Raw genomic sequence first — 22,392 nt, 5'->3', positions numbered from 1 at the left:
CCGGTCAGCTCCGCCGGGCCTGGCGGAACGGGATGTCGCGGTCGGCCTCGGGCTCCTTGGGCAACCCGAGTACGCGTTCGCCGATGATGTTGCGCTGAATCTGGTCGGTGCCTCCGCCGATCGACGTGAAGAACGCGTTCAGGGCGAGGAAGTTGACGTCGTCGGCCTCGGGATTGTCGGGGCCGGCGAGCAGCGCCGCCGCTCCGATGATCTGAGTCTTCATCGCCGCCTCGGTGTGCAGGATCTTCGACATGGCGAGCTTGCCCAGGGACATGATCGAGCTGGATGTGCCCTGGGTGGCAGCAGCTTTTGCGCGGGCGTTGTTGAGCTTGTTGAGCTCTCGCAGCGCCAGTACCGAGGCCAATGGTTGCCGCACCGCCGGATCGTCGAGGACTCCGTGTGCGCGGGCCAGTTCGATCAGGCTGTCGGCCTTGCGATTCCGCGAACCACGCCCGCTGTCGCCCATGATGGACCGTTCATAGGCCAGCGCGGTCTGCAGGGCCCGCCAACCGTTGCCCTCGCCGCCGAGCAGGTGGTCGTCGGACACCGTCGCGTCGGTGATGAACACCTCGTTGAAGTGCGACTCGCCGGTGATCTGCACCAGGGGTCGTACGTCGATGCCGTCCTGCTTCATCGGCAGGATGAACAGGCTGAGTCCCTTGTGTTTCGGCACGTCCCAGTCGGTGCGGGCCAGTAGCAGCGCATAGTCGGCGGTCTGCGCGCCCGAGGTCCATACCTTCTGCCCGGTCACCTCCCAGTGATCGCCGTGCCGTACGGCGGTGGTGCGCACGGCCGCCAGGTCGGAGCCCGCATCCGGCTCGCTGTACAGGAGGCAGGTGCGGGACCGCTCGACCAGAAAGTCGCGGAGCAGCTTCTGCTTGAGGGTCTCGGTACCGAGGGCAAGGACGGTGTTGGCCGGGATGTTGTACTTGTCCTGGCGCGACCCGGGGGCCTTGATCGCTGCGAACTCACCCGCGATGACGTTGGCCAGCCCGTTCGGGTATCCGCGGCCGAACCACTCGGCCGGATAGGTCGGCACGGCGTAGCCGGCGTCGAGCACCTTCTCCAGCCAGGCGATCCGCTCCGGCGACGATGCCCACGGATCAGTGTTCCCGGGCAGGGGAACCCAGTTGTCGCGCAACCACTCTCGGACCTCGGTGCGCAGCTCGTCGGCGCCGGGAAGTTCGGAGGCCATGTCAGGCACCTTTCGACACGAGGTAGCGCTCGCGATGGAGACGGGAGCTGCCGAAGAGGTGCATCCCGGTGCGCGCCCGGCGCACGAACAGATGGGCGGGGTGCTCCCACGTGAAGCCGATACCGCCGTGCAGCTGGATCGCCTGCATGGCGATGTTCTGGTAAGCCTCCGCGCAGACGAATCCGGCCAACGCGAGTGCCCCGTCTGCAGTTTCGCCACCTGACGCCTTCTGGTCCGCGGCGTGCTGTGCGGCCGATGTCGCGTTCTCCAGGTCCAGCAGCAGGTCGGCGGCCATGTGCTTGAGCGCTTGGAAGCTGCCGATCTGGCGGCCGAACTGGACGCGGGTCTTGAGGTAGTCGACGGTCATGTCGAAGACCCGGCGTGACCCGCCGACCTGCTCACCGGCCGAGGCGATCACCGCGTGGTCCAGCGCCTCCTTGACCGCGTCCCAGCCGACGGTACCGAAGCGGCGCGCGGGCGTCCCGGTGAAGGTGTACGTCGACAGGCGCACCGTGGGATCGAATACCGTTGCCGCGGAACGCTGAAACCCGTCCGCGTCGGCGGCGACCTCGAATACGCCGATGCCGTCGCCGGTGTGGGCGGCAACCAGCACGATGTCGGCGGCCTGCCCCCAGGTGACGTAGTGCGCCGTGCCGGTGAGCGCGCCGTCGGCGGCCGCTCGCACTGCCACGCCGTCGGGAGTCCACGAGCCGGACGCGCCGGTGAGTGCGACCGTCCCGATGGAGGTGCCCTCGACGAGCCCGGGTAGGAGTCGCTGCTTGTCGGCAGCGGAACCGGCGGCGTTGATCAAGGCGACGGTCAGCACCGCGCTGGAGATGAAGGGCGCCGGGAGCAGCGCCGCGCCGGTCTCCTCGGCGACGGCCTCGACCTCGCGGGCGCCGAAGCCGAGCCCGCCGTAGACGCCGTCAACGAGCATGCCGAGAACGCCCTGGTCAGCCAACCGGCGCCACAGGTCGTGATCGAAACCTGTCTCGGATGCCATGGCCCGCCGTACGTCGTCTTCGGCGCACCTGTCGGCCAACAGCCCGCCGACCGCGGCGCGCAGCTCTGCCCGCTCGGCCACACTGATCGTCACTACGGAACCGCCTCTCCTGGCTTGCGCCCACCATGGTCGGCGCCGCCGCCGCCGATGTACATCACGAATCACGACACAGGCGTGTTTCCCGATGGGACATATGTGTGCCGGCGCGTGCCCCGACCGCGACTGCGCAGCGGCTCAGTCGGCGCTGACCGGTACGGCCAGACGCGTCGGTTCCGAGTGTCCGCGCAGCGTCACCGTCTCGCCCAATGCCCAGTGCTTCCTTTCACTTTCGGTAGCACTGGAGACGGCGTCGGACGACGCGACGAGGTGTCCGTCGACCTTCTTCGCCAGCTCGCACAACCGCGCTGCCTCGTTGACGGGTTCGCCGATCACCGTGTACTCGAAGCGCTCCTTGGCGCCGACGTTTCCCGCGACCACCTGCCCGGCGGCGACGCCGATACCCGCCCGGCATTCGGGAACCTCGGTGTGCAGGCGCGCGGCCATCGCGCGCGCCGCTGCAAGCGCCTCTCCTTCGGCGTTCTCGAGTGAGACCGGCGCACCGAACACCGCAAGGACCGCGTCGCCCTCGAACTTGTTGACCAGGCCATGGTGCTTGTCGACCTCATCGACCACGACGTCGAAGAATCGGTTGAGCAGTTCGACCACCTCGACGGCAGGTCGGCTCGTGACAAGTTCCGTCGATCCGATGATGTCGACGAAGATGACGGCCGCGTGGCGTTCTTCGCCGCCCAGTTCGACCTGTTGCTGTTCGGCGGCCAGCGCGACTTCGCGCCCGACGTGGCGCCCGAACAGATCCCGCACCCGCTCGCGTTCGCGCAGCCCGTGCACCATCGAGTTGAACCCCCGCTGCAACTCGCCGAGTTCGGTGCCGTCGAACACCACCAGGTTGCAGTCCAGATCGCCGTCCTCGACCTGTTTGAGCGCGGACCGCACAATGCGCACCGGCGTCGCGATGAGCCACGCCAGCAGCCACATCAGGACCAGCCCGAAGATCAGCGCGACAAGGGCGATGATCATCACCGCGACCGCGAACTGGGTGGCGCTGAGATTCTGCAGCGACAGCGAGAAGACGGCCAGTAACAGAATTCCGAGCACAGGCACTCCGGAGCTGAGCAACCACACGGTCATGGTTCGTCCCATGACACCGTGCGCCAGCCGCCGTGGAGGCCGTCCCGCCTCCAGCGCCTGGGCCGCGATGGGGCGCAACGCGAACTCGGTGATCATGTAGCACGCCGTGGCGACCACGATGCCCGGGAAACCCACCGCGAAGAGGAAGCGCGGGATGAAGGCGGGATCCTGCAGCCCGTACAACAACGTCAGCAGGCCGGTGCCGAGGCCCCACAGCAGCAGCAGCTTCTGCGCCACCCTGGCCGGGGCGCGGAACACGTTGCGCTGATCTTCCCCCGTGGGGTGGCGTTCCTCGACTGCCCAGCGCAGCGAGGCGACCGTCCGCGAGGTGATCCACGCCGTGCCGAAGATCAATGCGACGAGCATGTAGGCCGGTGTGACGCCGAAGGTCAACCATGCCGGCGCATCGGAGAAGACGCTCGGCACCGGGATGGCGACCGTGTTGAGCAACAGCGACACCGCAATGCCGAGGATGTTCGTGAACAGAAGGAAGAACGTCAGGATGATCTGGATGCGGACGCGCCGGCGGGCTTGACTCTCTTCGGGCTTGCCCAGCAGCCACGAACCGTAGTCGGGTGTGTCCAGCCGTCCGCTCTGGCGCGTGACCTTCTCCAGCACCCGGCCCAACCGATACGGCACGCTCTTGGTCGCGTTCATCGTGGCGTCAGCCTAGTGACCCGGGGCATGCCATCTATGGTGGTTCGGTGCGCCTCGTCATCGCCCAGTGCACCGTCGACTACGTCGGCAGACTCACTGCCCATCTGCCCTCGGCCCGGCGTCTGCTGCTGTTCAAGGCCGACGGGTCGGTCAGCGTGCACGCCGATGACCGTGCCTACAAGCCACTGAACTGGATGAGCCCGCCGTGCTGGCTGGTCGAGGAGCCCGACGGGGACGCCCCGGTGTGGGTGGTGCAGAACAAGGCGGGGGAGCAGCTACGCATCACCGTGGAGGCGATCGAGCACGATTCCAGCCATGAACTGGGTGTCGATCCCGGTCTGGTCAAGGACGGCGTCGAGGCGCACCTGCAGGTGCTGCTGGCCGAGCACGTCGAACTGCTCGGTGCCGGATACACGTTGGTGCGGCGCGAGTACATGACCCCCATCGGCCCGGTGGACCTGCTGTGCCGCGATGAACAGGGCCGCTCGGTCGCGGTCGAGATCAAACGCCGGGGCGAGATCGACGGCGTCGAACAGCTGACCCGCTATCTGGAGTTGATGAATCGGGACTCGCTGCTGGCGCCGGTCGCCGGGGTGTTCGCCGCCCAGCAGATCAAGCCGCAGGCCCGCACGCTCGCAACGGACCGCGGAATTCGCTGCGTCACCCTGGATTACGACAAGATGCGGGGCATGGACAGCGACGAGTTCCGACTGTTCTGATGGCGAAGCGTCGTGCTGCGGGCAAGCGCCGGGTGGTGCGGGACCCGCTACCGGCGCCTCGACGTGTCGAGGTGGGTGCCGACGGCTACGACTACGAGGTGCGTCCGGTCGCCGCGTCGCGTGCGAACAAGATCTATCGGTGCCCCGGCTGCGATCACGAGATCAGGCCGGGCGTTGCGCACGTCGTGGTGTGGCCGGCCGACACCGTGGGAAGCGTGGATGATCGGCGCCACTGGCATACGGCCTGCTGGGCGAATCGCGCCACGCGCGGCCCCACCCGCCGGTGGTCGTGAAGGTAGGTCAGTGGGCAGCGTCTACCGCGGGCTCGACGAGCTCGATGAGCACGCCGCCGCCGTCTTTCGGGTGGATGAAGTTGATGCGCGAGTTCGCGGTGCCGCGGCGGGGCTCGTCGTAGATCAGACGAACGCCCTGATCGCGGAGACGGTCACTGAGCGTGTCCAGATCGCTCACCCGGTAGGCGAACTGCTGCAGACCCGGCCCGCGCTTGTCCAGGAACTTGGCGATCGTGGAGCTGTCGTCGATCGGGGCCATCAGCTGGATCTGGGTGCTTCCGACGGCGGCGCCGCGAACCGAGAGCATGGCCTCGCGGATGCCCTGCTCGTCGTTGACTTCTTCGTGCAGGACGATCATGCCCAGATGGTCGTGGTACCACTTGATCGCGGCGTCCAGATCAGGCACGGCGATGCCGACATGATCGATGGCGGTCACCAGCGCGGTGGCCAGTACCGGACGGGCGTCAGTCTGCTCGGCGGTCATAAAGAAAAAGTAACCTAACAGGATCGGTTTCGAATAGGTCGGTGCGCACGTATAGCCTCTCCTGGCCGCTTCAAAACCGCTCAACACCACCCTGGAGGGTCCTATGACGACGTCGGTGATTGTTGCTGGAGCCCGTACTCCGGTGGGCAAGTTGATGGGTTCGCTGAAGGATTTCTCGGGCAGCGACCTCGGCGGCGTGGCGATCGCCGGAGCGCTGGAGAAGGCCTTCCCGAACGTGGAGAATCCGGCTCGGTTCGTCGAGTACGTGATCATGGGCCAGGTGCTGACCGCCGGCGCCGGGCAGATGCCCGCCCGCCAGGCTGCGGTGGCCGCCGGCATCGGCTGGGATGTCGCATCGCTGACCATCAACAAGATGTGCCTGTCCGGCATCGACGCGATCGCGCTGGCTGATCAGCTGATCCGGGCCGGCGAGTTCGACGTCGTCGTCGCCGGTGGGCAGGAGTCGATGACCCAGGCCCCGCATCTGCTGCCCAAGAGCCGTGCGGGCTACAAGTACGGCGACGTCACCGTGCTCGATCACATGGCCTACGACGGCCTGCACGACGTGTTCACCGACCAGCCGATGGGTGCGCTCACCGAGCAGCGCAACGACGTCGACAAGTTCACCCGCGCCGAGCAGGACGAGTTCGCTGCGTCCTCGCATCAGAAGGCGGCCAGGGCCTGGAAGGACGGGGTGTTCGCCGACGAGGTCGTGCCGGTGAAGATTCCACAGCGCAAAGGCGACGCACTCGAGTTCACCGAGGACGAAGGCATCCGTGCCGACACCACCGCCGAGTCGCTCGGCGGCTTGCGGCCCGCGTTCCGCAAGGACGGCACCATCACCGCGGGGTCGGCGTCCCAGATCTCCGACGGCGCATGCGCTGTCGTCGTCATGAACAAGGCGAAGGCCGAGGAACTGGGGCTGACCTGGCTGTGCGAGATCGGAGCGCACGGTGTGGTCGCCGGGCCCGACTCGACGCTGCAGAGCCAGCCGGCGAACGCCATCAAGAAGGCCGTCGCCAAGGAGGGCATCTCCCTCGACCAGCTCGACGTGATCGAGATCAACGAGGCGTTCGCAGCGGTCGCCCTTGCTTCCACCAGGGAACTCGGGGTCGACCCCGACAGGGTCAACACCAATGGCGGAGCCATCGCCGTGGGTCATCCCATCGGCATGTCCGGCGCCCGCATCACGCTGCACGCCGCCTTGGAACTGGCCCGCAAGGGTTCGGGTTACGCCGTCGCCGCGCTCTGCGGAGCCGGCGGTCAGGGCGACGCGTTGATCCTGCGCCGGCCGTGACCGGACCCCTTTACAACGACGCTGTGTAGTAGCTGCGCGCCGATTCGGGCAGAATGGCGTCCATGACAAGCGCATACGACCTCCGCACCGCGGCGGGATGGTTCCGGTTGATCGCGTTCGCCGAGGCGCTCAGCTGGGCAGGCCTGCTGATCGGGATGTACTTCAAATACCTCGGCTCGCCGCAGACCGAGGTCGGCGTCAAGGTCTTCGGGCCGATCCACGGAGGCATCTTCATCGCGTTCCTGGTGGCTGCACTTCTGGTGGGCATCTCGGTCAAATGGGGAGTCGGAACATGGTTGCTGGCGTTGCTGGGCAGCATCGTGCCGCTGGGCAGTGTGATCTTCCTCATATGGGCTGATCGGACCGGTCGAATGGGGTCGCAGCCGGTCGCGGCGGGCTTGGGTCAACCGGGGGCTTCGGTACCGGAAACAACGTGACAGACTTGAGCTTGTGACGCGTCCAGGACCCCGTATCTCCCCCGCACTGGCGGGTGCCGTCGACCTGTCGGCACTCAAGCAGCGGCCGGCCGCCGACGGCGGTTCGGGCGGCAAGCCGGGCGGGGTCGAAGTCACCGAAGCCAACCTGGAAGCCGAGGTCCTGGTCCGCTCTACCGAACTGCCGGTGGTCGTGCTGCTGTGGTCGCCTCGCAGCGACGCGAGCACTCAACTCGGCGATGCGCTCACCGCGCTCGCCGCCGCCGATGGTGGCAAGTGGGTGTTCGCCACGGTGAACGTCGACACCACGCCGCGGGTGGCTCAGATGTTCGGCGTGCAGGCGGTGCCGACTGTGGTGGCTCTGGCTGCCGGACGGCCGCTCTCGAGCTTCGAGGGGATGCAGCCGCCCGAGCAACTCCGGCGCTGGATCGACTCCCTGATGAACGCCGTCGAGGGAAAGCTCGGCGGCGCGCCTGGTGAGGAGCCGGCCGACGAGGTCGACCCCGAGATCGAGCAGGCGCGGGCCTTCCTGGACGCCGGCGAATTCGACGCGGCGCGCCAGGCCTACCAGGCGATTCTGGACGCCAATCCCGGTCACCAGGAGGCCAAGGGCGCGGTGCGTCAGATCGGCTTCCTGCAGCGCGCCACGACCCATCCGCAGGATGCGGTGGCCACCGCCGACGCGTCACCGGGTGACGTCGAGGCCGCCTTCGCCGCCGCGGACGTCGAAATCATGCAGCAGGACATTCACGGCGCTTTCGCACGGTTGACCGATCTGGTCAGGCGAACCGCGGGAGACGAGCGCACCGCGGTGCGGACCCGGTTGATCGAACTGTTCGACCTGTTCGATCCAGCCGATCCCGAGGTGATCGCCGGACGGCGCAACCTCGCCAACGCCCTGTACTGACGCCCCCACCCGCCCGGCAGACACAAAATCGCGCGGATTCTTGTTGAATCCGCGCGATTTCGCATCTGCTCGCGTGAGTACTAGGGCTGCTCGGGTTCGAACCACAGCGCCGATAGCGGCGGCAGCACCATGACCGCCGACGCCGGCCGGCCGTGCCACGGCTCGTCGGTGGCCTCGACGGCGCCGTAATTGCCGATGCCCGAGCCGTGATAGTTGTCGGAATCGGTGTTGAGCACCTCGCGCCAGGTCCCGGCGTGCGGCAGGCCCAGCCGGTAGCGCGCGTGCTCGGATCCCGAGAAGTTGAACACGCACGCCATCATCGAGCCGTCGTCGCCGAACCGCAGGAAGCTCAGCACGTTGTTCGCCGAGTCGTTGGCGTCGATCCAGGAGTATCCCTCCGGATTGCTGTCGCGTGACCACAGCGCACGCGAACCGCGGTAGATGCCGTTGGCGTCGGTCAGCATCCGCAGGATCCCGTCCGAGAACCCCTGCTCGTCGAGCTGGAACCAGTCGACACCGCGTTCTTCGGACCACTCGGCACGCTGGCCGAACTCCTGGCCCATGAACAGCAGCTGCTTACCCGGATGTGCCCACTGATACGCCAGCAGGCTACGGATGCCGGCCGCCTTCATGTGGTCGCTGCCCGGCATCCGGCCCCACAGCGTGCCCTTGCCGTGGACGACCTCGTCGTGGCTGATGGGCAGCACGAAGTTCTCACTGAACGCGTACAGCAGCGAGAAGGTGAGCTCGTGGTGGTGGTAGCTGCGATGAATGGGGTCACGCTTGATGAACTCGAGCGTGTCGTTCATCCAGCCCATGTTCCACTTCATCGAAAAGCCAAGGCCGCCAAGGTTTGTCGGACGCGTGACACCGGGCCAGGACGTCGACTCCTCGGCGATGGTGACGATACCCGGGTTGGCCTTGTGGACGGTGGCGTTCATCTCCTGCAGGAACTGCACGGCCTCCAGGTTCTCGCGGCCGCCGTAGATGTTGGGTGACCAGCCGCCCTCGGGTCGCGAGTAGTCGAGGTAGAGCATCGACGCGACCGCGTCGACGCGCAACCCGTCGATGTGGTACTCCTGCAGCCAGTACAGCGCGTTGGCGACCAGGAAGTTGCGTACTTCGGGTCGGCCGAAGTCGAAAACGTATGTGCCCCAGTCTAATTGCTCACCGCGGCGTGGATCGCCGTGCTCGTAGAGGGCAGTTCCGTCGAATCGGCCGAGCGCCCACGCGTCCTTGGGGAAGTGGGCGGGCACCCAGTCCACCAGCACGCCGATCCCGGCGCGGTGCAGAGCATCGACGAGATAACGGAACTCGTCGGGGGAGCCGAACCGGGAGGACGGCGCATAGTAGGACGTCACCTGGTATCCCCAGGACCCGCCGAACGGGTGCTCGGCGACGGGCAGCATCTCGACGTGGGTGAACCCATGGTCGACAAGGTATTCGGTGAGCTGATCGGCCAGCTCGGTGTAGCTGAGCCCGGGACGCCAGGACCCCAGATGCACCTCGTAGGTGCTCATCGGCTCGAACACCGGGTTGCGCAGCGCCCGGCCGCTCATCCACTCCTCGTCACTCCATGTGTAGTCACTGGTGAACTCGCGGGAGGCGGTCTGCGGCGGCACTTCGGTGGCGAAGGCCATCGGGTCGGCACGGTCTACGACATTGTCGTCGGCGCCGTGCACGCGGAACTTGTACAGGCCCCCCTCAGGGAAATTCGGCCAGAACAGTTCCCAGACGCCCGTCGACCCCAGAACCCGCATCTGGGCTTCGTTGCCCCAGTGGTTGAAATCGCCGGTGACGCTGACGCCCTTGGCGTTGGGCGCCCACACCGCGAACGACACCCCGTCCACCACGCCGTCGGCGGTGGTGAAACTACGGCGGTGCGCGCCCAGGATCTCCCACAGTCGCTCGTGCCGGCCCTCTGCGAACAAGTGCAGGTCGATCTCGCCCAGCGTGGGAAGGAAGCGGTAGGCGTCGGCAACGGTATGTACGAAGGCCGCTTCGTCGTCGGAGTACCTGATCTCGAAGCGGTAGTCGATCAGGTTGGTGAAGGGCACCGCCACCGCGAAGAGCCCGCCTTCGATGTGTTGCAGCGGGTAGCGTGCGCCGCCGATCACCGCATTGACCTCGACGGCGTGCGGCCGGAAGGCGCGGATCACGGTGTGGTCGTCGTATTCGTGAGCGCCGAGAACCGCGTGCGGATCGTGGTGCTCGCCGGCCATCAGCCGGTTGAGGTCGGCCGTGTGCGGCCGCAGATGTGGGCTGTCGATCTGGTTCGTCACATTCGACGCGTTGGTCATATCGTCACTCCCTGCGCAGCAGTTTGGATCGTTGGTCGGCGGGGACCTGCGGCATGTTGAGCACATGCGCTACCGCTCGGGCGGGGTCCAGGCGCACGTAATTGCTTTGGCCCCACTGGTATTCCTCGCCGGTGATTTCATCGCGCACCCAAAAACGGTCTTGCGGGTCCATGCCGAGGGCGGCCATGTCCAGCCACAGCGTGCCGTCCTCGGCGCCGAACGGGTTGATGGTGACGACCACGAGCACCTGGTCGCCGGTGGCCGGGTCGAACTTGCTGTACGCCAGCAGTGCGTCGTTGTCGATGGTGTGGAACGTGATCGTGCGCAGCTGCTGGAGCGCCGGGTGTACGCGGCGGATCTCGTTGAGGCGCGTGATGAACGGTTCCAGCGACTCGCCGTCGGCGAGTGCGGCATCGAAGTCGCGCGGCCGCAGCTCGTACTTCTCCGAGTTCAGGTACTCCTCGCTGCCCTCGCGGACCGCACGATGCTCGAACAGCTCGAAACCGGAGTACACCCCCCACGTCGGGCTCATGGTCGACGCGAGCGCGGCACGGATGGCGAACATGCCCGGGCCGCCGTGCTGCAGGCTCTCGTGCAGGATGTCCGGCGTGTTGACCCACAGGCTCTGCCTGCTGTAGTCGGCATGCTCGGCGATCGACTGACCGAACTCGGTCAGCTCCCACTTGGCCGTACGCCACGTGAAGTAGGTGTAGGACTGCGTGTATCCGAGCTTGGCCAGACCGAACAGCCGCGCGGGCCGGGTGAACGCCTCGGCCAGGAACAGCACGTCGGGATCCTCGTTCTTGACCTCGCCGATCAGCCAGGCCCAGAAGTTCGGCGGCTTGGTGTGCGGATTGTCGACCCGGAACACCTTGACTCCGTGGGAAATCCAGAACCGCACGATGCGAAGCACTTCTTCGTACAGGCCCGCGGGGTCGTTGTCGAAGTTCAGCGGGTAGATGTCCTGGTACTTCTTCGGCGGGTTCTCCGCGTAAGCGATCGTGCCGTCGGGCAGGACGGTGAACCACTCGGGGTGCTCGCGCGCCCACGGGTGGTCCGGCGCGCACTGCAGGGCCAGGTCCAGCGCCACCTCAAGGCCTTCGTCCTTGGCGGCGGCCACGAAGTCGTCGAAGTCGTCGATGGTGCCGAGGTCCGGGTGCACTGCGTCGTGCCCGCCCTCGTCGCTCCCGATCGCCCACGGCGAGCCGACGTCGCCGGGCGCCGCGGTGACGCTGTTGTTGCGCCCCTTGCGGTGCACCTTGCCGATCGGATGGATCGGCGGCAGGTAGGCGATGTCGAAGTTCATCCTGGCGATGCGCGGCAGGGCCTTGGTAGCGGTGGCGAACGTTCCGTGCACCGGGTTGCCGGAGGGGTCCCACCCGCCGGTCGACCGTGGGAAGAACTCGTACCAGGAACTGAACCGCGCCAGCGGCCGATCCACCCAGATGCCGTGCTGCTGTCCCCGGGTGATCAGCTCGCGCAGCGGATACTTGTCGAGCAGCTCGGTGATCTCGGGTGCCAGCGCCGCGCCCGCCCGGTAGAAGGGGTCGCCCGGCTCACGCAGGCGCGCTGCGGCCTCCGCGAGCGGAAACCGATCCTGCCGGGCCACGCCGGTGGCGGCCCGGTCCAGCAGCTTCGCTCCGACCAGCAGATCGTTGTTCAGTTCGCCCTCGCCTTGGCCGGCGTCGAGCTTGGCGATCACGTTCTTGCGCCAGGTGGCGATCGGGTCACCCCAGCCGTCCACCCGGAACGTCCACAAACCCGCGGTGTCCGGGGTGAACGTGCCGTGGAAGACGTCCGGCGTGCGGCCTTCTGCCATCGGCAGTGCTGTCGGCCGAACCCGCGGCCCGGGGTTGACGATGTCCTGGATGGGCACCGCCTCCTGGGCGCGTACGCGTCCTGGCGGCTCGTCGGCGAGCGGGGGATAGGTGGTGCCGTGGTAGCGGACCACGAGCGTGGCCGACACCGCGTCGTGCCCTTCTCGCCACACCGTCGCCGACACCGGTACCACCTCACCGACGACGGCCTTGGCGGGAAAGCGCCCGTTGGACACCACGGGCTGGACGTCATCGATCTCGATCCGACCGGCGGTCACTCGCAACCACTCCTTTACCCGTGCGGCGCGTGCCGCACGTGTCGATGTCTGGACTTCTGCACAGTGGTTCTTGGTGGGTTCTTGCTCAAGTCAGTACCTAGACGCGCCTATACCCACCGTAGTGTCCGGCTCAACCCTTCGTCGCTCATCGGCAACCTGAAGGTGCGCTCCATCACGCCCCCAGAGGCCTGCGGTCGGCAGTAAGGTCAACCCGCGTGAAAGCACTCCGCCGGTTCACCGTCCGCGCTCACCTCCCCGTGCAGCTGGCCGCACTCGAGCGGCTCTCCGTCAATCTCCGCTGGTCCTGGGACAAACCGACGCAGGATCTGTTCGAGGCCGTGGACGGCGAGATGTGGGCGCAGGTCGGGGGAGATCCCGTCGCGCTGATGGGGCAGGTCGGTCCGGAGCGCCTGGAGGAGCTCGCTGCCGACGCGGCCTTCGTGCGGCGTCTGGACGCCGTGGCCGCAGACCTGGACAACTACCTGACCAGGCCGCTGTGGTACCAGCAGCTGGCTGCCGAGCACGCCGACGAGGGCGACGCCGCAGGGTTGCCCAGGGGCATCGCGTACTTCTCGATGGAGTTCGGCGTCGCCGAGGTGCTGCCCAACTACTCGGGCGGCCTCGGCATACTCGCCGGTGACCACCTCAAGTCGGCCTCCGACCTGGGACTGCCGTTGATCGCGGTGGGGCTGTACTACCGCTCCGGGTACTTCCGCCAGTCGCTGACCGCCGACGGCTGGCAGCACGAGAGCTATCCGGCGCTGGACCCCCAGGGCCTGCCGTTGCGCCTGCTCGCCGACGCCCAGGGTGCTCCTGTGCTGATCCAGCTGGCGCTGCCCGGAAGCCAGCAGCTGTACGCGCGGATCTGGATCGCGCAGGTTGGCCGAATCCCGTTGCTGCTGCTCGATTCTGACATTCCGGAGAACGACCACGAGCTGCGGTCGGTCACCGACCGGCTCTACGGCGGCGACCAGGAGCACCGGATCCGGCAGGAGATCCTGGCCGGCATCGGCGGGGTTCGGGCAATCCGGGCATACACCGAGGTGGAGGGTCTGCCCGCACCCGAGGTTTTTCACATGAACGAGGGACACGCCGGCTTCCTGGGCGCCGAGCGCATCCGGGAGCTCATCGAGGCGGGGCTCGATTTCGACACCGCACTGGCCGTCGTGCGTGCGTCGACGGTGTTCACCACCCATACGCCGGTGGCCGCCGGGATCGACCGGTTTCCCGTGGAGATGGTGGAACGGTACTTCGGTGGGGAACCCACGGGGCCGTCCGTCGGTGGTTCGCGGCTGCTGCCCGGTGTGCCACTGGAGCGCATCGTGGCCTTCGGCGCCGAGGACGATCCGACGAAATTCAACATGGCGCATATGGGGCTGCGGTTGGCCCAGCGGGCGAACGGGGTGTCGCTGCTGCACGGACGGGTCAGCCGCGAGATGTTCAACGAGCTGTGGCCGGGATTCGACCCGGCGGAGGTGCCCATCGGTTCGATCACCAACGGCGTGCATGCGCCGACCTGGGCGGCGCCGCAGTGGGTGCAGCTGGGGCGCGAGCTGATCGGCAGCACGGATCTGAGCTCGCTGAGTGAGCCCGAGACCTGGCAGCGGCTACAGGAGGTCGACCCGGGCCACCTCTGGTGGATCCGCTCGCAGCTGCGGGAGACTCTGATCGCCGACGTCCGCGCCCGGGTGCGCAGGTCATGGCTTGAGCGGGGCGCAGCCGACGCCGAATTGGGCTGGATCGCCACGGCTTTCGACCCGGGGGTGTTGACCATCGGGTTCGCCCGCAGGGTGCCCACATACAAGCGCCTGACGTTGATGCTGCGCGATCCCGAGCGGTTGCAGAAGCTGCTGCTCGACGACAAGCGACCCATCCAGCTGATCGTCGCGGGCAAGTCGCATCCCGCCGACGAAGGCGGCAAGGCGCTGATCCAGCAGATCGTCAAGTTCGCCGACCGGGAAGACGTGCGGCACCGCATTGCCTTTCTGCCCGACTACGACATGTCGATGGCGCGCACGCTGTATCACGGCTGCGACGTGTGGCTGAACAATCCGCTGCGACCGCTGGAAGCCTGCGGCACGTCGGGGATGAAGAGTGCGCTCAACGGCGGCCTCAATCTCTCGATCCGGGACGGCTGGTGGGACGAGTGGTACGACGGCGAGAACGGGTGGGAGATCCCGACCGCCGACGGGCTGGCTGACGAGAGTCGCCGCGACGACTTGGAGGCGGCCGCGCTGTACGACCTTCTGGAGCGTGCGGTCGTCCCGAAGTTCTACGACCGCGACGAACACGGTGTACCGACCCGGTGGGTCGAGATGGTGCGGCACACCCTTCAGGTTCTCGGCCCAAAGGTGTTGGCCTCGCGCATGGTTCGCGATTACACCGAGAAGTACTACCTGCCCGCTGCGCAGGCGTTGCGCCGGGTGATCGAACCGGGCCAACCGGGCGCTGGGGAAGGCTTGGCGGTGCCGTTCGGCGCCGCGCGCGAACTCGCGGAGTACCGCAGGCGGGTCGCGCAGGCCTGGCCGAAGATCACCATCGCCGACGTGGACGGTTACGGACTACCCGACACCCCGCTGTTGGGCGCCGAACTGACGCTGACCGCCCTGGTGGACCTGGCCGGTCTGCGCCCGGACGAGGTGATGGTGCAGGCGGTGCTCGGTCGTGTCGACGCCGGTGACGCACTGATCGATCCGCTCACGGTTCCGATGACCCACACCGGGACCGCCGAGAGCGGAAACCAGATCTTCACGGCCACGACCCCGCTACCGTTCGCCGGATCGGTGGGCTACACCGTCCGGGTGCTCCCGCACCACCGACTGTTGGCCGGAGACAACGAACTCGGGCTCGTCACGCTCGCGTGACCCGTCGTCGGACGGTCACGAGAAGCGTTTGAAGCAGCGCTCGGTGTCGCCGAGAACACCGACGCGGAACGCATCGATGCGGGAGAAGCCGGACGGCACCGAATCACCGTTGACGTCGCTGGCCACCAGCCCGTTGATGAGGATCCCGGACACCGCCTCGTCGATGTCACCCGCGGTCAGCGCGATGGTGTCGCCGTCGGGGGTCTCGATGTCCTTGGACAGCTTGCTCGTCGCGACACCGGTCAGGCATGCGGTACGCAGCGCGGCTTCGGCGTTGTCCAGCGCCACCCCGCCGTGTTCCTGCTGAATGGCCAGCATGTAGCGCGAGACCAGCACCGAGTAGGCCGTGTTGTCGCCGCTGGCCAGGCTGGCCGCGTCCTCAGAGTCGCCCGGGGTGCCCATCTCCTGCAGCGCGGGCAGGTCGACCACGATCGTGTTGGTGGCCGGGCAGAACGAGGCCGGCGGGCTGGGCCTGGCGTCGGCGCAGTTCTGCGCCTCCGCGGCGTCGAAACTCAGCGCCGGCGGGTTCGCGGGCTTGAACAGGATCTCCATCGCGTCGACGATCGAGCGTGCCGAATCCTCGGTGACCGGGAGTTCGCCGCTCTGGTCCTCCGGCAGCAGCACCGGCAGGTCGCCACGGCGCTGGCCGATCTCCTCGAGGTCGATGGCGGCGCACGCCGAAGGGCCGTCGGTGAACCCGAACTGGAACGCCGACAGGCGCTCGAAGGCGGAGCCGTGTTCGTTGTATCCGACATCGGGATCGCCCTCGTTGAGGACCGGGTCGCGGAACGAGATGACGCCGGCCAGCACACTGTTGAGCCCGTCGCTGGTGTTCAGGGTGAACCGCGTCGACGAGTCCTCGGCAACCCAGCGCATGTACGCACCGGAGAAACAGTCGGCCTGCTGTTCTGCGACCAGGGTGGGAGTGTCCTTGCCGGACAGCCCGGAAAGGCGCGCCACGGCGTGTCCGTACTCGTGGGACAGGACCATGACGACGCCGATGTCCCCGTACGCGCGCTGCAGACCGGGCAGCAGCTCGCCCCGGTCCCAACCGATGTTCCGGTCCGGGTAGCAGTAACCGGCATTGACCACGCCGTAGGTGTCCTCACCGCAGAACTCTCCGTCGAAACCGTTGGAATCCCACGAGATCAGCTCCGGCACCGGCCTGAACTTCTCGTCGAAGGTTTCCTCGTAGGCGACCGACCAGTAGTCCTCGATATCGGTGATCGCGCTGGCGGCCAGGTTGTCGATGTCGCCGCCGTCGGTCCCCTCGACGTCTCTGGCAGGTTCTTGCGCGTCGGGGCGCAACCCGGTGGGCCCGTCGGTCGCGGGCATCCCGGCGACACGGAACGGGTCGTCGAATACCGAGACGGCGTACCCCTGCAGGGTGGTCGAGCATGCGGTGCCGATCAGCACCGTGCACGCGGCCACCGTGGCGCCCAGTAGGTGTCGTCGACTCATGGACGCCCCTTTTCCTCAGCCCCGCACAGGCCGGCGGTCGCCGCGCGAAGTTTCCCCGTCAGAATAGTGACAAGGGCCCGCCGACCGCTTTCATTGCGCGAGTCTGATTCAGCCGGTCCCGCGCAGCCGCTGCAGCGCCGCGCGCACCGCGGCGCCGTCGGTGGTGGCCCAGAACGGTGGCAGCGAGGCGCGCAGGAACCCGCTGTACCGCGCCGTCGCCATCCGGGAATCGAGCACCACGACGACGCCGCGGTCGTCCACACGACGCAACAGTCGGCCGGCGCCCTGGGCCAGCAGGAGTGCGGCGTGGGTGGCCGCTACGGCCATGAAGCCGTTGCCGCCGCGCGCGGCCACCGCGCGTTGACGCGCTGTCAGCAGCGGATCGTCGGGCCGGGGGAACGGGATCCTGTCGATCAGCACCAGCGACAGCGAGGGTCCGGGGACGTCGACCCCCTGCCACAGCGACAACGTGCCGAACAGGGAGGTCTGCTCGTCGTCGGCGAACCTCTGCACCAGCGTCGAGGTGCTGTCGTCGCCCTGGCAGAGCACCGGCGTGTCCAGGCGGTCGCGCATGATCGCGGCGGTGGCTTTGGCCGCCCGCATCGACGAGAACAGCCCGAGGGTCCGGCCGTCGGCCGCCTCGATCAGCGAGGCGATCTCGTCGAGCTGCTCCGCCGAGCCGGTGCCGTCGCGTCCGGGAGGGGGCAGATGCGCAGCGACATAGAGGATTCCGGACTTGGCGTGGTCGAACGGCGAGCCCACATCGAGTCCGCGCCATCCGGGTTGGCCGTCGCTGCTGTCGTCCGTCTCGCTCTCTCGGCCTGCGGTGAGCCCCCACGCCGAGGCCATCGAGTCGAAGCTGCCGCCGATCGTCAGGGTTGCCGAGGTCAGCACCGTCGTCGACTGTCCGAACAGCCTGCTGCGCAACAGGCCTGCGACCGACAGGGGTGCGACGCGCAGTACGGCTCGCTTGCCCGCCCTGGTGTCGTCGATGTGATCGAGCCACACGACATCGGTGCGGTCACTGATGGCGGGCACGAACGAGTCCAGGATTCGGGAGGCGGTATCGGTGACGTCGGAGAGGGCGGTGGCGGCCTCGGCGCGCGCTGATGTCGTCTTCGGGTCGGTGCGGGCGGTGTCGACAGCGGTGCGCGCCGCCTGTGCGGCGTCGCGCAGCACGGTCAGGTAGCTCGCCGTTTCCTCGTCCAGTACGTCGATACGTCCGGGGTGGGCGTCGAAGATCGCCGAGGTGAACGTCGCGACCGCCGCTTCCAACCGTTGCGCGAGCTCCGCGGAGACGACGCGGGCGGCCCGGCGGTGCGCGATGCCCAGCGGGGTGGCCGACAGTTCGGCGGTCGCGACTCCGGTGACCCGGTCCACCAGCTCATGCGCTTCGTCGACGATCAGCATCTCGTGTTCGGGCAGGACGTTGGCGTCCCCGATCGCGTCGATCGCCAGCAGCGCATGGTTGGTGACGACGACATCGGCCAGTCCGGCGCGCTCGCGTGCCTTCTCGGAGAAGCAGTCGGTACCGAACGGGCAGCGGGACACTCCGATGCATTCGCGGGCCGACACGCTGACCTGTGCCCACGACCGGTCGGCGACGCCGGGCTTGACTTCGTCGCGGTCGCCGGTGGTGGTGGTGTCCGACCACTCGGTGAGCCGCTGGACGTCGCGGCCCAGCGCGCTTCTGGCCATGGGGGAGAACAGCTCCTCCTGCGGTATGTCGTCAGGTTCGCCGCTTGCGGAACCATTATGAATCTTGTTGAGACACAGGTAGTTTCCTCGGCCCTTCAGCAGCGCGAAGACCGGGCGGCGGGGCAGCGAGTCGGACAGCGAGTCGGCCAGCCGGGGAAGGTCACGGTCGACGAGTTGTCGCTGCAGTGCGATCGTCGCCGTCGACACCACGACGGGGCGATTGTCGGTGAGCGAATGCTGGATCGCGGGCACCAGGTAGGCGAGCGACTTGCCGGTGCCGGTCCCGGCCTGCACGGCCAGATGCTCGCCGCTGGAGAACGCATGCGCCACCGCCACGGCCATCTCGATCTGGCCGTCGCGGGTGGCGCCGCCAAGTCCTGCCACCGCAGCGGCCAGCAGATCGGTGACCTCCACGGGTGCTACCCGCGGCCGCGGGTGGGCGCGATCATGCGCGTCGGAACGGCCGGATCGCCCTTCGACAGGCTCAGCCCGTCCCACGGCAGGCTGAGCAGGCCGTCGCCGACCCGATCGCGCGCGGTGCCCAGACTCAGGTCGGCCACCGGTGCGCCGTTGCGCATCAGCGGGATCGTCAGCGGCCGCGCGACGAGGTCGGCCGGGGTGGGCGGCGGCTGTCCGCTCGGATGGACGACCTCCTCGACGATGGTGCCCGACGCCTTGGCCAGTCTGGTGCCCTGTTTACGGCCCCCGTGGGATTCCTTGTGGCTACTGCGCTTCTCGACCGGGATACCGTCGACCTCGACCAGTTTGTAGACCATGCCCGCCGTCGGGGCGCCTGATCCGGTGACCACCGAGGTCCCGACCCCGTAGCTGTCGACGGGTTCCGCGCGCAGCGCGGCGATGGCGAACTCGTCCAGGTCGCCGGACACCACGATGCGGGTGGCGGTGGCTCCCAGCCTGTCGAGCTGGTCGCGCACCTGGCGGGCCAGTACGCCCAGATCGCCGGAGTCGATGCGGACAGCGCCCAGGCGCGGTCCCGCGACCTCGACGGCGTTGGCGACGCCGGCGGCGATGTCGTAGGTGTCGACCAGCAGCGTGGTGTCCACCCCCAGCGCCTCGATCTGCGCGCTGAATGCCGCCTTTTCCCAGTCCGACGTCGACTCGCCGGCTTTGTCGGTGGTGTGCAGCAGCGTGAAGGCGTGTGCACTGGTGCCCAGCGCGGGTACGCCGTGACGGCGTTCGGCCTCCAGATTGGATGATCCGGCGAACCCGGCCAGGTAGGCGGCGCGGGCCGCCGCGACCGCGGCGTGTTCGTGGGTGCGACGCGATCCCATCTCGATGAGGGGCCGTCCCGCGGCGACGCTGACCATCCGGGCGGCGGCCGACGCGACCGCGGAGTCGTGATTGAAGATCGACAGCGCCAGCGTCTCAAGGATGACGCACTCGCCGAACGTTCCATGCACCGACAACACCGGGGAGCCGGGGAAGTACAGCTCGCCTTCGCCGTAGCCGTCCACATCGCCGCTGAACCGGTAGCCGGCCAGATAGTCGAGTGTGTCGGCGTCGAGGAAGTTCCCGAGGGAACGCAGTTCCGCAGCGTCGAATCTGAACGCCTGCAAGGCTTCCACCAACCGTGCGGTTCCCGCCGTGACGCCGTAGCGCCTGCCTTCGGGTAGCCGGCGCGCAAAGATCTCGAAGGTGGCGCGTCGGTGCGCGGTGCCGTCCCGCAACGCGGCGGCGAGCATCGTCATTTCGTACTTGTCGGTCAGCAGCGCCACCGACGGCGGGGTCGGCCGCGGCGATGCCTCCGGCGACGAGGGGGTCACCGGGTAACCGTATCGGTTCGAAGCATGGGTGCGGCCCCGGTATTCTGGCCCCATGGTGACGCCGGCGAAGGCCCGACCGGGAACTCGCGAAGATCGTGACGTTCGCGAAGACGCCTCCACCGAGACCCCCTGGGTGACCATCGTCTGGGACGATCCGGTGAATCTGATGACCTATGTGACCTATGTGCTGCAGAAGCTCTTCGGCTACAGCGAGCCGCACGCCACCAAACTGATGCTCCAGGTCCACAACGAGGGCAAGGCGGTCGTCTCCGCTGGCAGCCGCGAGTCGATGGAGGTCGACGTGTCCAAGCTCCACGCCGCCGGCTTGTGGGCGACGCTGCAGCAGGACCGCTGACGGCACTGTGCGTAAATGGAAGCGGGTCGAGACCCCCGGCGGCCCGCGATTTCGGTCGGCCCTGGCTGCACACGAAGCTGAACTGCTGAGCAGCCTCGTCACGTCGCTGCTGGGGATGCTCGACGACAGGGACTCCTCGGCGCCGACTGACGAGCTGGCCGAGATCACCGGCATACGTACGGGCAATTCCACTCCGCCGCAGGACGATACGATGAGGCGGCTGCTGCCGGACTTTTACCGGCCCGCCACCGATCACCCCGCCGGATCGGGCACCGCGGAGAGTCTCAACAGCGCGTTGCGCAGCCTGCACGAGCCCGCCATCCTCGACGCCAAACGTGAAGCGGCGCAATGCTTGCTGGATACCGTCCCCGCCGGCGGTGGCAAATTCGAGCTGTCCGAGGACGATGCCAACGCCTGGGCGTCGGCGGTCAACGACGTGCGGTTGGCGCTGGGCACCATGCTCGACATCGGCGCCGAAGGTCCTGACCGCCTTCCCGGCGACCATCCGATGGCCGGCCACCTCGACGTGTACCAGTGGCTGACGGTGTTGCAGGAGTACCTGGTGGTGTGCCTGATCGGCAAGCCGACGCGATGAGCAGAGGCCAGCGGTGAGCGGATCCATCACCGACGTCGGCGGTATCCGGGTCGGGCACCACCACAACCTCGACCGTGACGCCGAGCTGGGCTCCGGCTGGGCGACAGGCACCACCGTCGTGCTCACGCCGCCCGGCACCACGGGAGCGGTCGACGGCCGCGGCGGCGCCCCGGGCACGCGGGAAACCGATCTGCTGGAGCCGAGCAACTCGGTTCGTCACGTCGACGCCGTGATGCTCACCGGGGGTAGCGCGTACGGCCTGGCGGCCGCGGACGGCGTGATGACGTGGCTGGAGGAGCATGGCCGCGGAGTCGCGATGGACGGCGGCGTGGTCCCGATCGTTCCGTCCGCGGTGATCTTCGATCTTCCGGTCGGGGGCTGGAAATGCCGTCCGGACGCGGAATTCGGGTATCGCGCGGCTGCCGCCGCAGGCACCGAGGTCGGCATCGGAACCGTCGGCGCGGGCGTCGGCGCGCGCGCAGGCGTGTTCAAAGGGGGCGTCGGCACGGCCTCGGTCATGCTCGCCTCGGGTGTCACCGTCGGCGCGCTCGTCGTCGTCAACTCGGCGGGCGACGTCGTCGACCCCGGCACCGGCCTTCCGTGGCTGGCGTCGCACATCGAGCAGTTCGGGCTCGTCCCCCCGCCCGCCGACCAGTGCGCCGCCTATGCGGAACGCCACGGCGAGCTCAGTCCGCTCAACACCACGATCGCGGTGGTGGCCACCGATGCGGCGTTGAGCAAGGCAGGCTGCCGCCGGATGGCTGTGGCCGCCCAGGACGGGCTGGCCCGCACCATCAATCCATGTCACACCCCGCTGGACGGGGACACGGTGTTCGCGCTGGCCACAGGCGCGGTGGAGGTTGATCCCGATCCCACCACACCTGCCTCGATGTCGCCCGAACTGCCGCTGGTGGCCGCCGTGGGAGCGGCCGCGGCGGAGGCGTTGGCCGCGGCGGTACTCGTCGGAGTGCTGGCCGCCGAATCGGTCGCAGGAATACCGACATACCGTGGCCTGTTGCCGGGAGCGTTCAGGGTGGACGTTCGGGGCGCGACTTCATGAGAG

At 67.9% G+C, this 22,392-nt stretch carries 18 protein-coding genes; 9 read left to right on the top strand and 9 right to left on the bottom strand.

Annotated features, from left to right (window positions below; all coding sequences use genetic code 11):
- Nucleotides 1-4 precede the first annotated feature (4 nt).
- The 3 genes from EL337_RS20185 to EL337_RS20175 form a co-directional block, all read right to left on the bottom strand.
- Nucleotides 5-1,195, bottom strand: a complete 1,191-nt coding sequence (locus tag EL337_RS20185) for an acyl-CoA dehydrogenase family protein (RefSeq protein ID WP_048634355.1) — start codon at nt 1,193-1,195, stop codon at nt 5-7.
- 1 nt (nt 1,196) lies between these two features.
- Nucleotides 1,197-2,291 carry an acyl-CoA dehydrogenase family protein gene (locus EL337_RS20180; RefSeq protein WP_048634356.1) on the bottom strand — a complete coding sequence of 365 codons (1,095 nt, stop codon included), beginning with the start codon at nt 2,289-2,291 and terminating at the stop codon, nt 1,197-1,199.
- A 141-nt stretch (nt 2,292-2,432) separates the two neighbouring features.
- Nucleotides 2,433-4,043: an adenylate/guanylate cyclase domain-containing protein gene (locus EL337_RS20175; protein ID WP_048634357.1), complete on the bottom strand. Its 1,611-nt coding sequence runs from the start codon at nt 4,041-4,043 to the stop codon at nt 2,433-2,435.
- A 47-nt stretch (nt 4,044-4,090) separates the two neighbouring features.
- Between EL337_RS20175 and nucS the strand changes: the two genes are divergently transcribed.
- Entirely contained in the window at nt 4,091-4,762 is a 672-nt protein-coding gene (gene nucS, locus EL337_RS20170) for an endonuclease NucS (RefSeq protein ID WP_048634358.1), read from the top strand.
- Nucleotides 4,762-5,055: an Rv1322 family protein gene (locus EL337_RS20165; protein WP_048634359.1), complete on the top strand. Its 294-nt coding sequence runs from the start codon at nt 4,762-4,764 to the stop codon at nt 5,053-5,055. Before nucS ends, EL337_RS20165 begins: the two co-directional genes overlap by 1 nt.
- A gap of 7 nt (nt 5,056-5,062) precedes the next feature.
- On the opposite strand, the gene mce is transcribed toward EL337_RS20165, so the two are convergent.
- On the bottom strand, nt 5,063-5,539 hold the full coding sequence (gene mce / locus EL337_RS20160) for a methylmalonyl-CoA epimerase (RefSeq protein WP_048634360.1): 477 nt from the start codon (nt 5,537-5,539) through the stop codon (nt 5,063-5,065).
- A 103-nt stretch (nt 5,540-5,642) separates the two neighbouring features.
- Between mce and EL337_RS20155 the strand changes: the two genes are divergently transcribed.
- From EL337_RS20155 to EL337_RS20145, 3 genes are read left to right on the top strand one after another with little or no spacing between them, the layout of a single operon-like run.
- Nucleotides 5,643-6,836 (top strand): acetyl-CoA C-acetyltransferase, encoded by a 1,194-nt coding sequence (locus tag EL337_RS20155; RefSeq protein ID WP_048634361.1) that lies wholly within the window; start codon nt 5,643-5,645, stop codon nt 6,834-6,836.
- A 53-nt stretch (nt 6,837-6,889) separates the two neighbouring features.
- The gene (locus EL337_RS20150; protein ID WP_197724134.1) at nt 6,890-7,273 is read left to right on the top strand and encodes a DUF3817 domain-containing protein; all 384 of its coding nucleotides are present in this window, start codon (nt 6,890-6,892) and stop codon (nt 7,271-7,273) included.
- Between the two features lie 13 nt (nt 7,274-7,286).
- Nucleotides 7,287-8,177: a tetratricopeptide repeat protein gene (locus EL337_RS20145; protein ID WP_048634362.1), complete on the top strand. Its 891-nt coding sequence runs from the start codon at nt 7,287-7,289 to the stop codon at nt 8,175-8,177.
- An 80-nt stretch (nt 8,178-8,257) separates the two neighbouring features.
- Here EL337_RS20145 and glgB read toward each other — a convergent pair whose 3' ends face one another.
- The gene (gene glgB, locus EL337_RS20140) at nt 8,258-10,477 is read right to left on the bottom strand and encodes a 1,4-alpha-glucan branching protein GlgB (RefSeq protein WP_048634363.1); all 2,220 of its coding nucleotides are present in this window, start codon (nt 10,475-10,477) and stop codon (nt 8,258-8,260) included.
- 4 nt (nt 10,478-10,481) lie between these two features.
- Complete coding sequence (locus EL337_RS20135; RefSeq protein WP_048634364.1) at nt 10,482-12,572, bottom strand: alpha-1,4-glucan--maltose-1-phosphate maltosyltransferase; 2,091 nt, start codon at nt 12,570-12,572, stop codon at nt 10,482-10,484.
- A gap of 215 nt (nt 12,573-12,787) precedes the next feature.
- Between EL337_RS20135 and glgP the strand changes: the two genes are divergently transcribed.
- The gene (gene glgP / locus EL337_RS20130; protein ID WP_048634365.1) at nt 12,788-15,436 is read left to right on the top strand and encodes an alpha-glucan family phosphorylase; all 2,649 of its coding nucleotides are present in this window, start codon (nt 12,788-12,790) and stop codon (nt 15,434-15,436) included.
- A 15-nt stretch (nt 15,437-15,451) separates the two neighbouring features.
- On the opposite strand, the gene EL337_RS20125 is transcribed toward glgP, so the two are convergent.
- From EL337_RS20125 to EL337_RS20115, 3 genes are all read right to left on the bottom strand, one after another.
- A complete protein-coding gene (locus EL337_RS20125) occupies nt 15,452-16,897 on the bottom strand; it encodes a neutral zinc metallopeptidase (RefSeq protein ID WP_048634366.1) in 1,446 nt (481 codons plus the stop codon).
- A gap of 108 nt (nt 16,898-17,005) precedes the next feature.
- Nucleotides 17,006-19,009 (bottom strand): ATP-dependent DNA helicase, encoded by a 2,004-nt coding sequence (locus EL337_RS20120; protein WP_048634367.1) that lies wholly within the window; start codon nt 19,007-19,009, stop codon nt 17,006-17,008.
- A gap of 5 nt (nt 19,010-19,014) precedes the next feature.
- Nucleotides 19,015-20,379 (bottom strand): nicotinate phosphoribosyltransferase, encoded by a 1,365-nt coding sequence (locus EL337_RS20115; protein ID WP_048634368.1) that lies wholly within the window; start codon nt 20,377-20,379, stop codon nt 19,015-19,017.
- A gap of 52 nt (nt 20,380-20,431) precedes the next feature.
- On the opposite strand from EL337_RS20115, the gene clpS reads away from it, so the two are divergent.
- From clpS to EL337_RS20100, 3 genes are read left to right on the top strand one after another with little or no spacing between them, the layout of a single operon-like run.
- Nucleotides 20,432-20,734: an ATP-dependent Clp protease adapter ClpS gene (gene clpS, locus EL337_RS20110; RefSeq protein ID WP_048634369.1), complete on the top strand. Its 303-nt coding sequence runs from the start codon at nt 20,432-20,434 to the stop codon at nt 20,732-20,734.
- Between the two features lie 7 nt (nt 20,735-20,741).
- Entirely contained in the window at nt 20,742-21,329 is a 588-nt protein-coding gene (aosR, locus tag EL337_RS20105; RefSeq protein WP_048634370.1) for an oxidative stress transcriptional regulator AosR, read from the top strand.
- Nucleotides 21,330-21,342: 13 nt separating this feature from the next.
- On the top strand, nt 21,343-22,389 hold the full coding sequence (locus EL337_RS20100) for a P1 family peptidase (protein ID WP_048634371.1): 1,047 nt from the start codon (nt 21,343-21,345) through the stop codon (nt 22,387-22,389).
- The last annotated feature ends 3 nt before the right edge of the window (nt 22,390-22,392 follow it).

Origin of the sequence: Mycolicibacterium aurum (assembly GCF_900637195.1) — a bacterium.
In the GTDB taxonomy this organism is placed as follows: domain Bacteria; phylum Actinomycetota; class Actinomycetes; order Mycobacteriales; family Mycobacteriaceae; genus Mycobacterium; species Mycobacterium aurum.
This window is presented reverse-complemented; position numbering and strand designations above follow the sequence as displayed.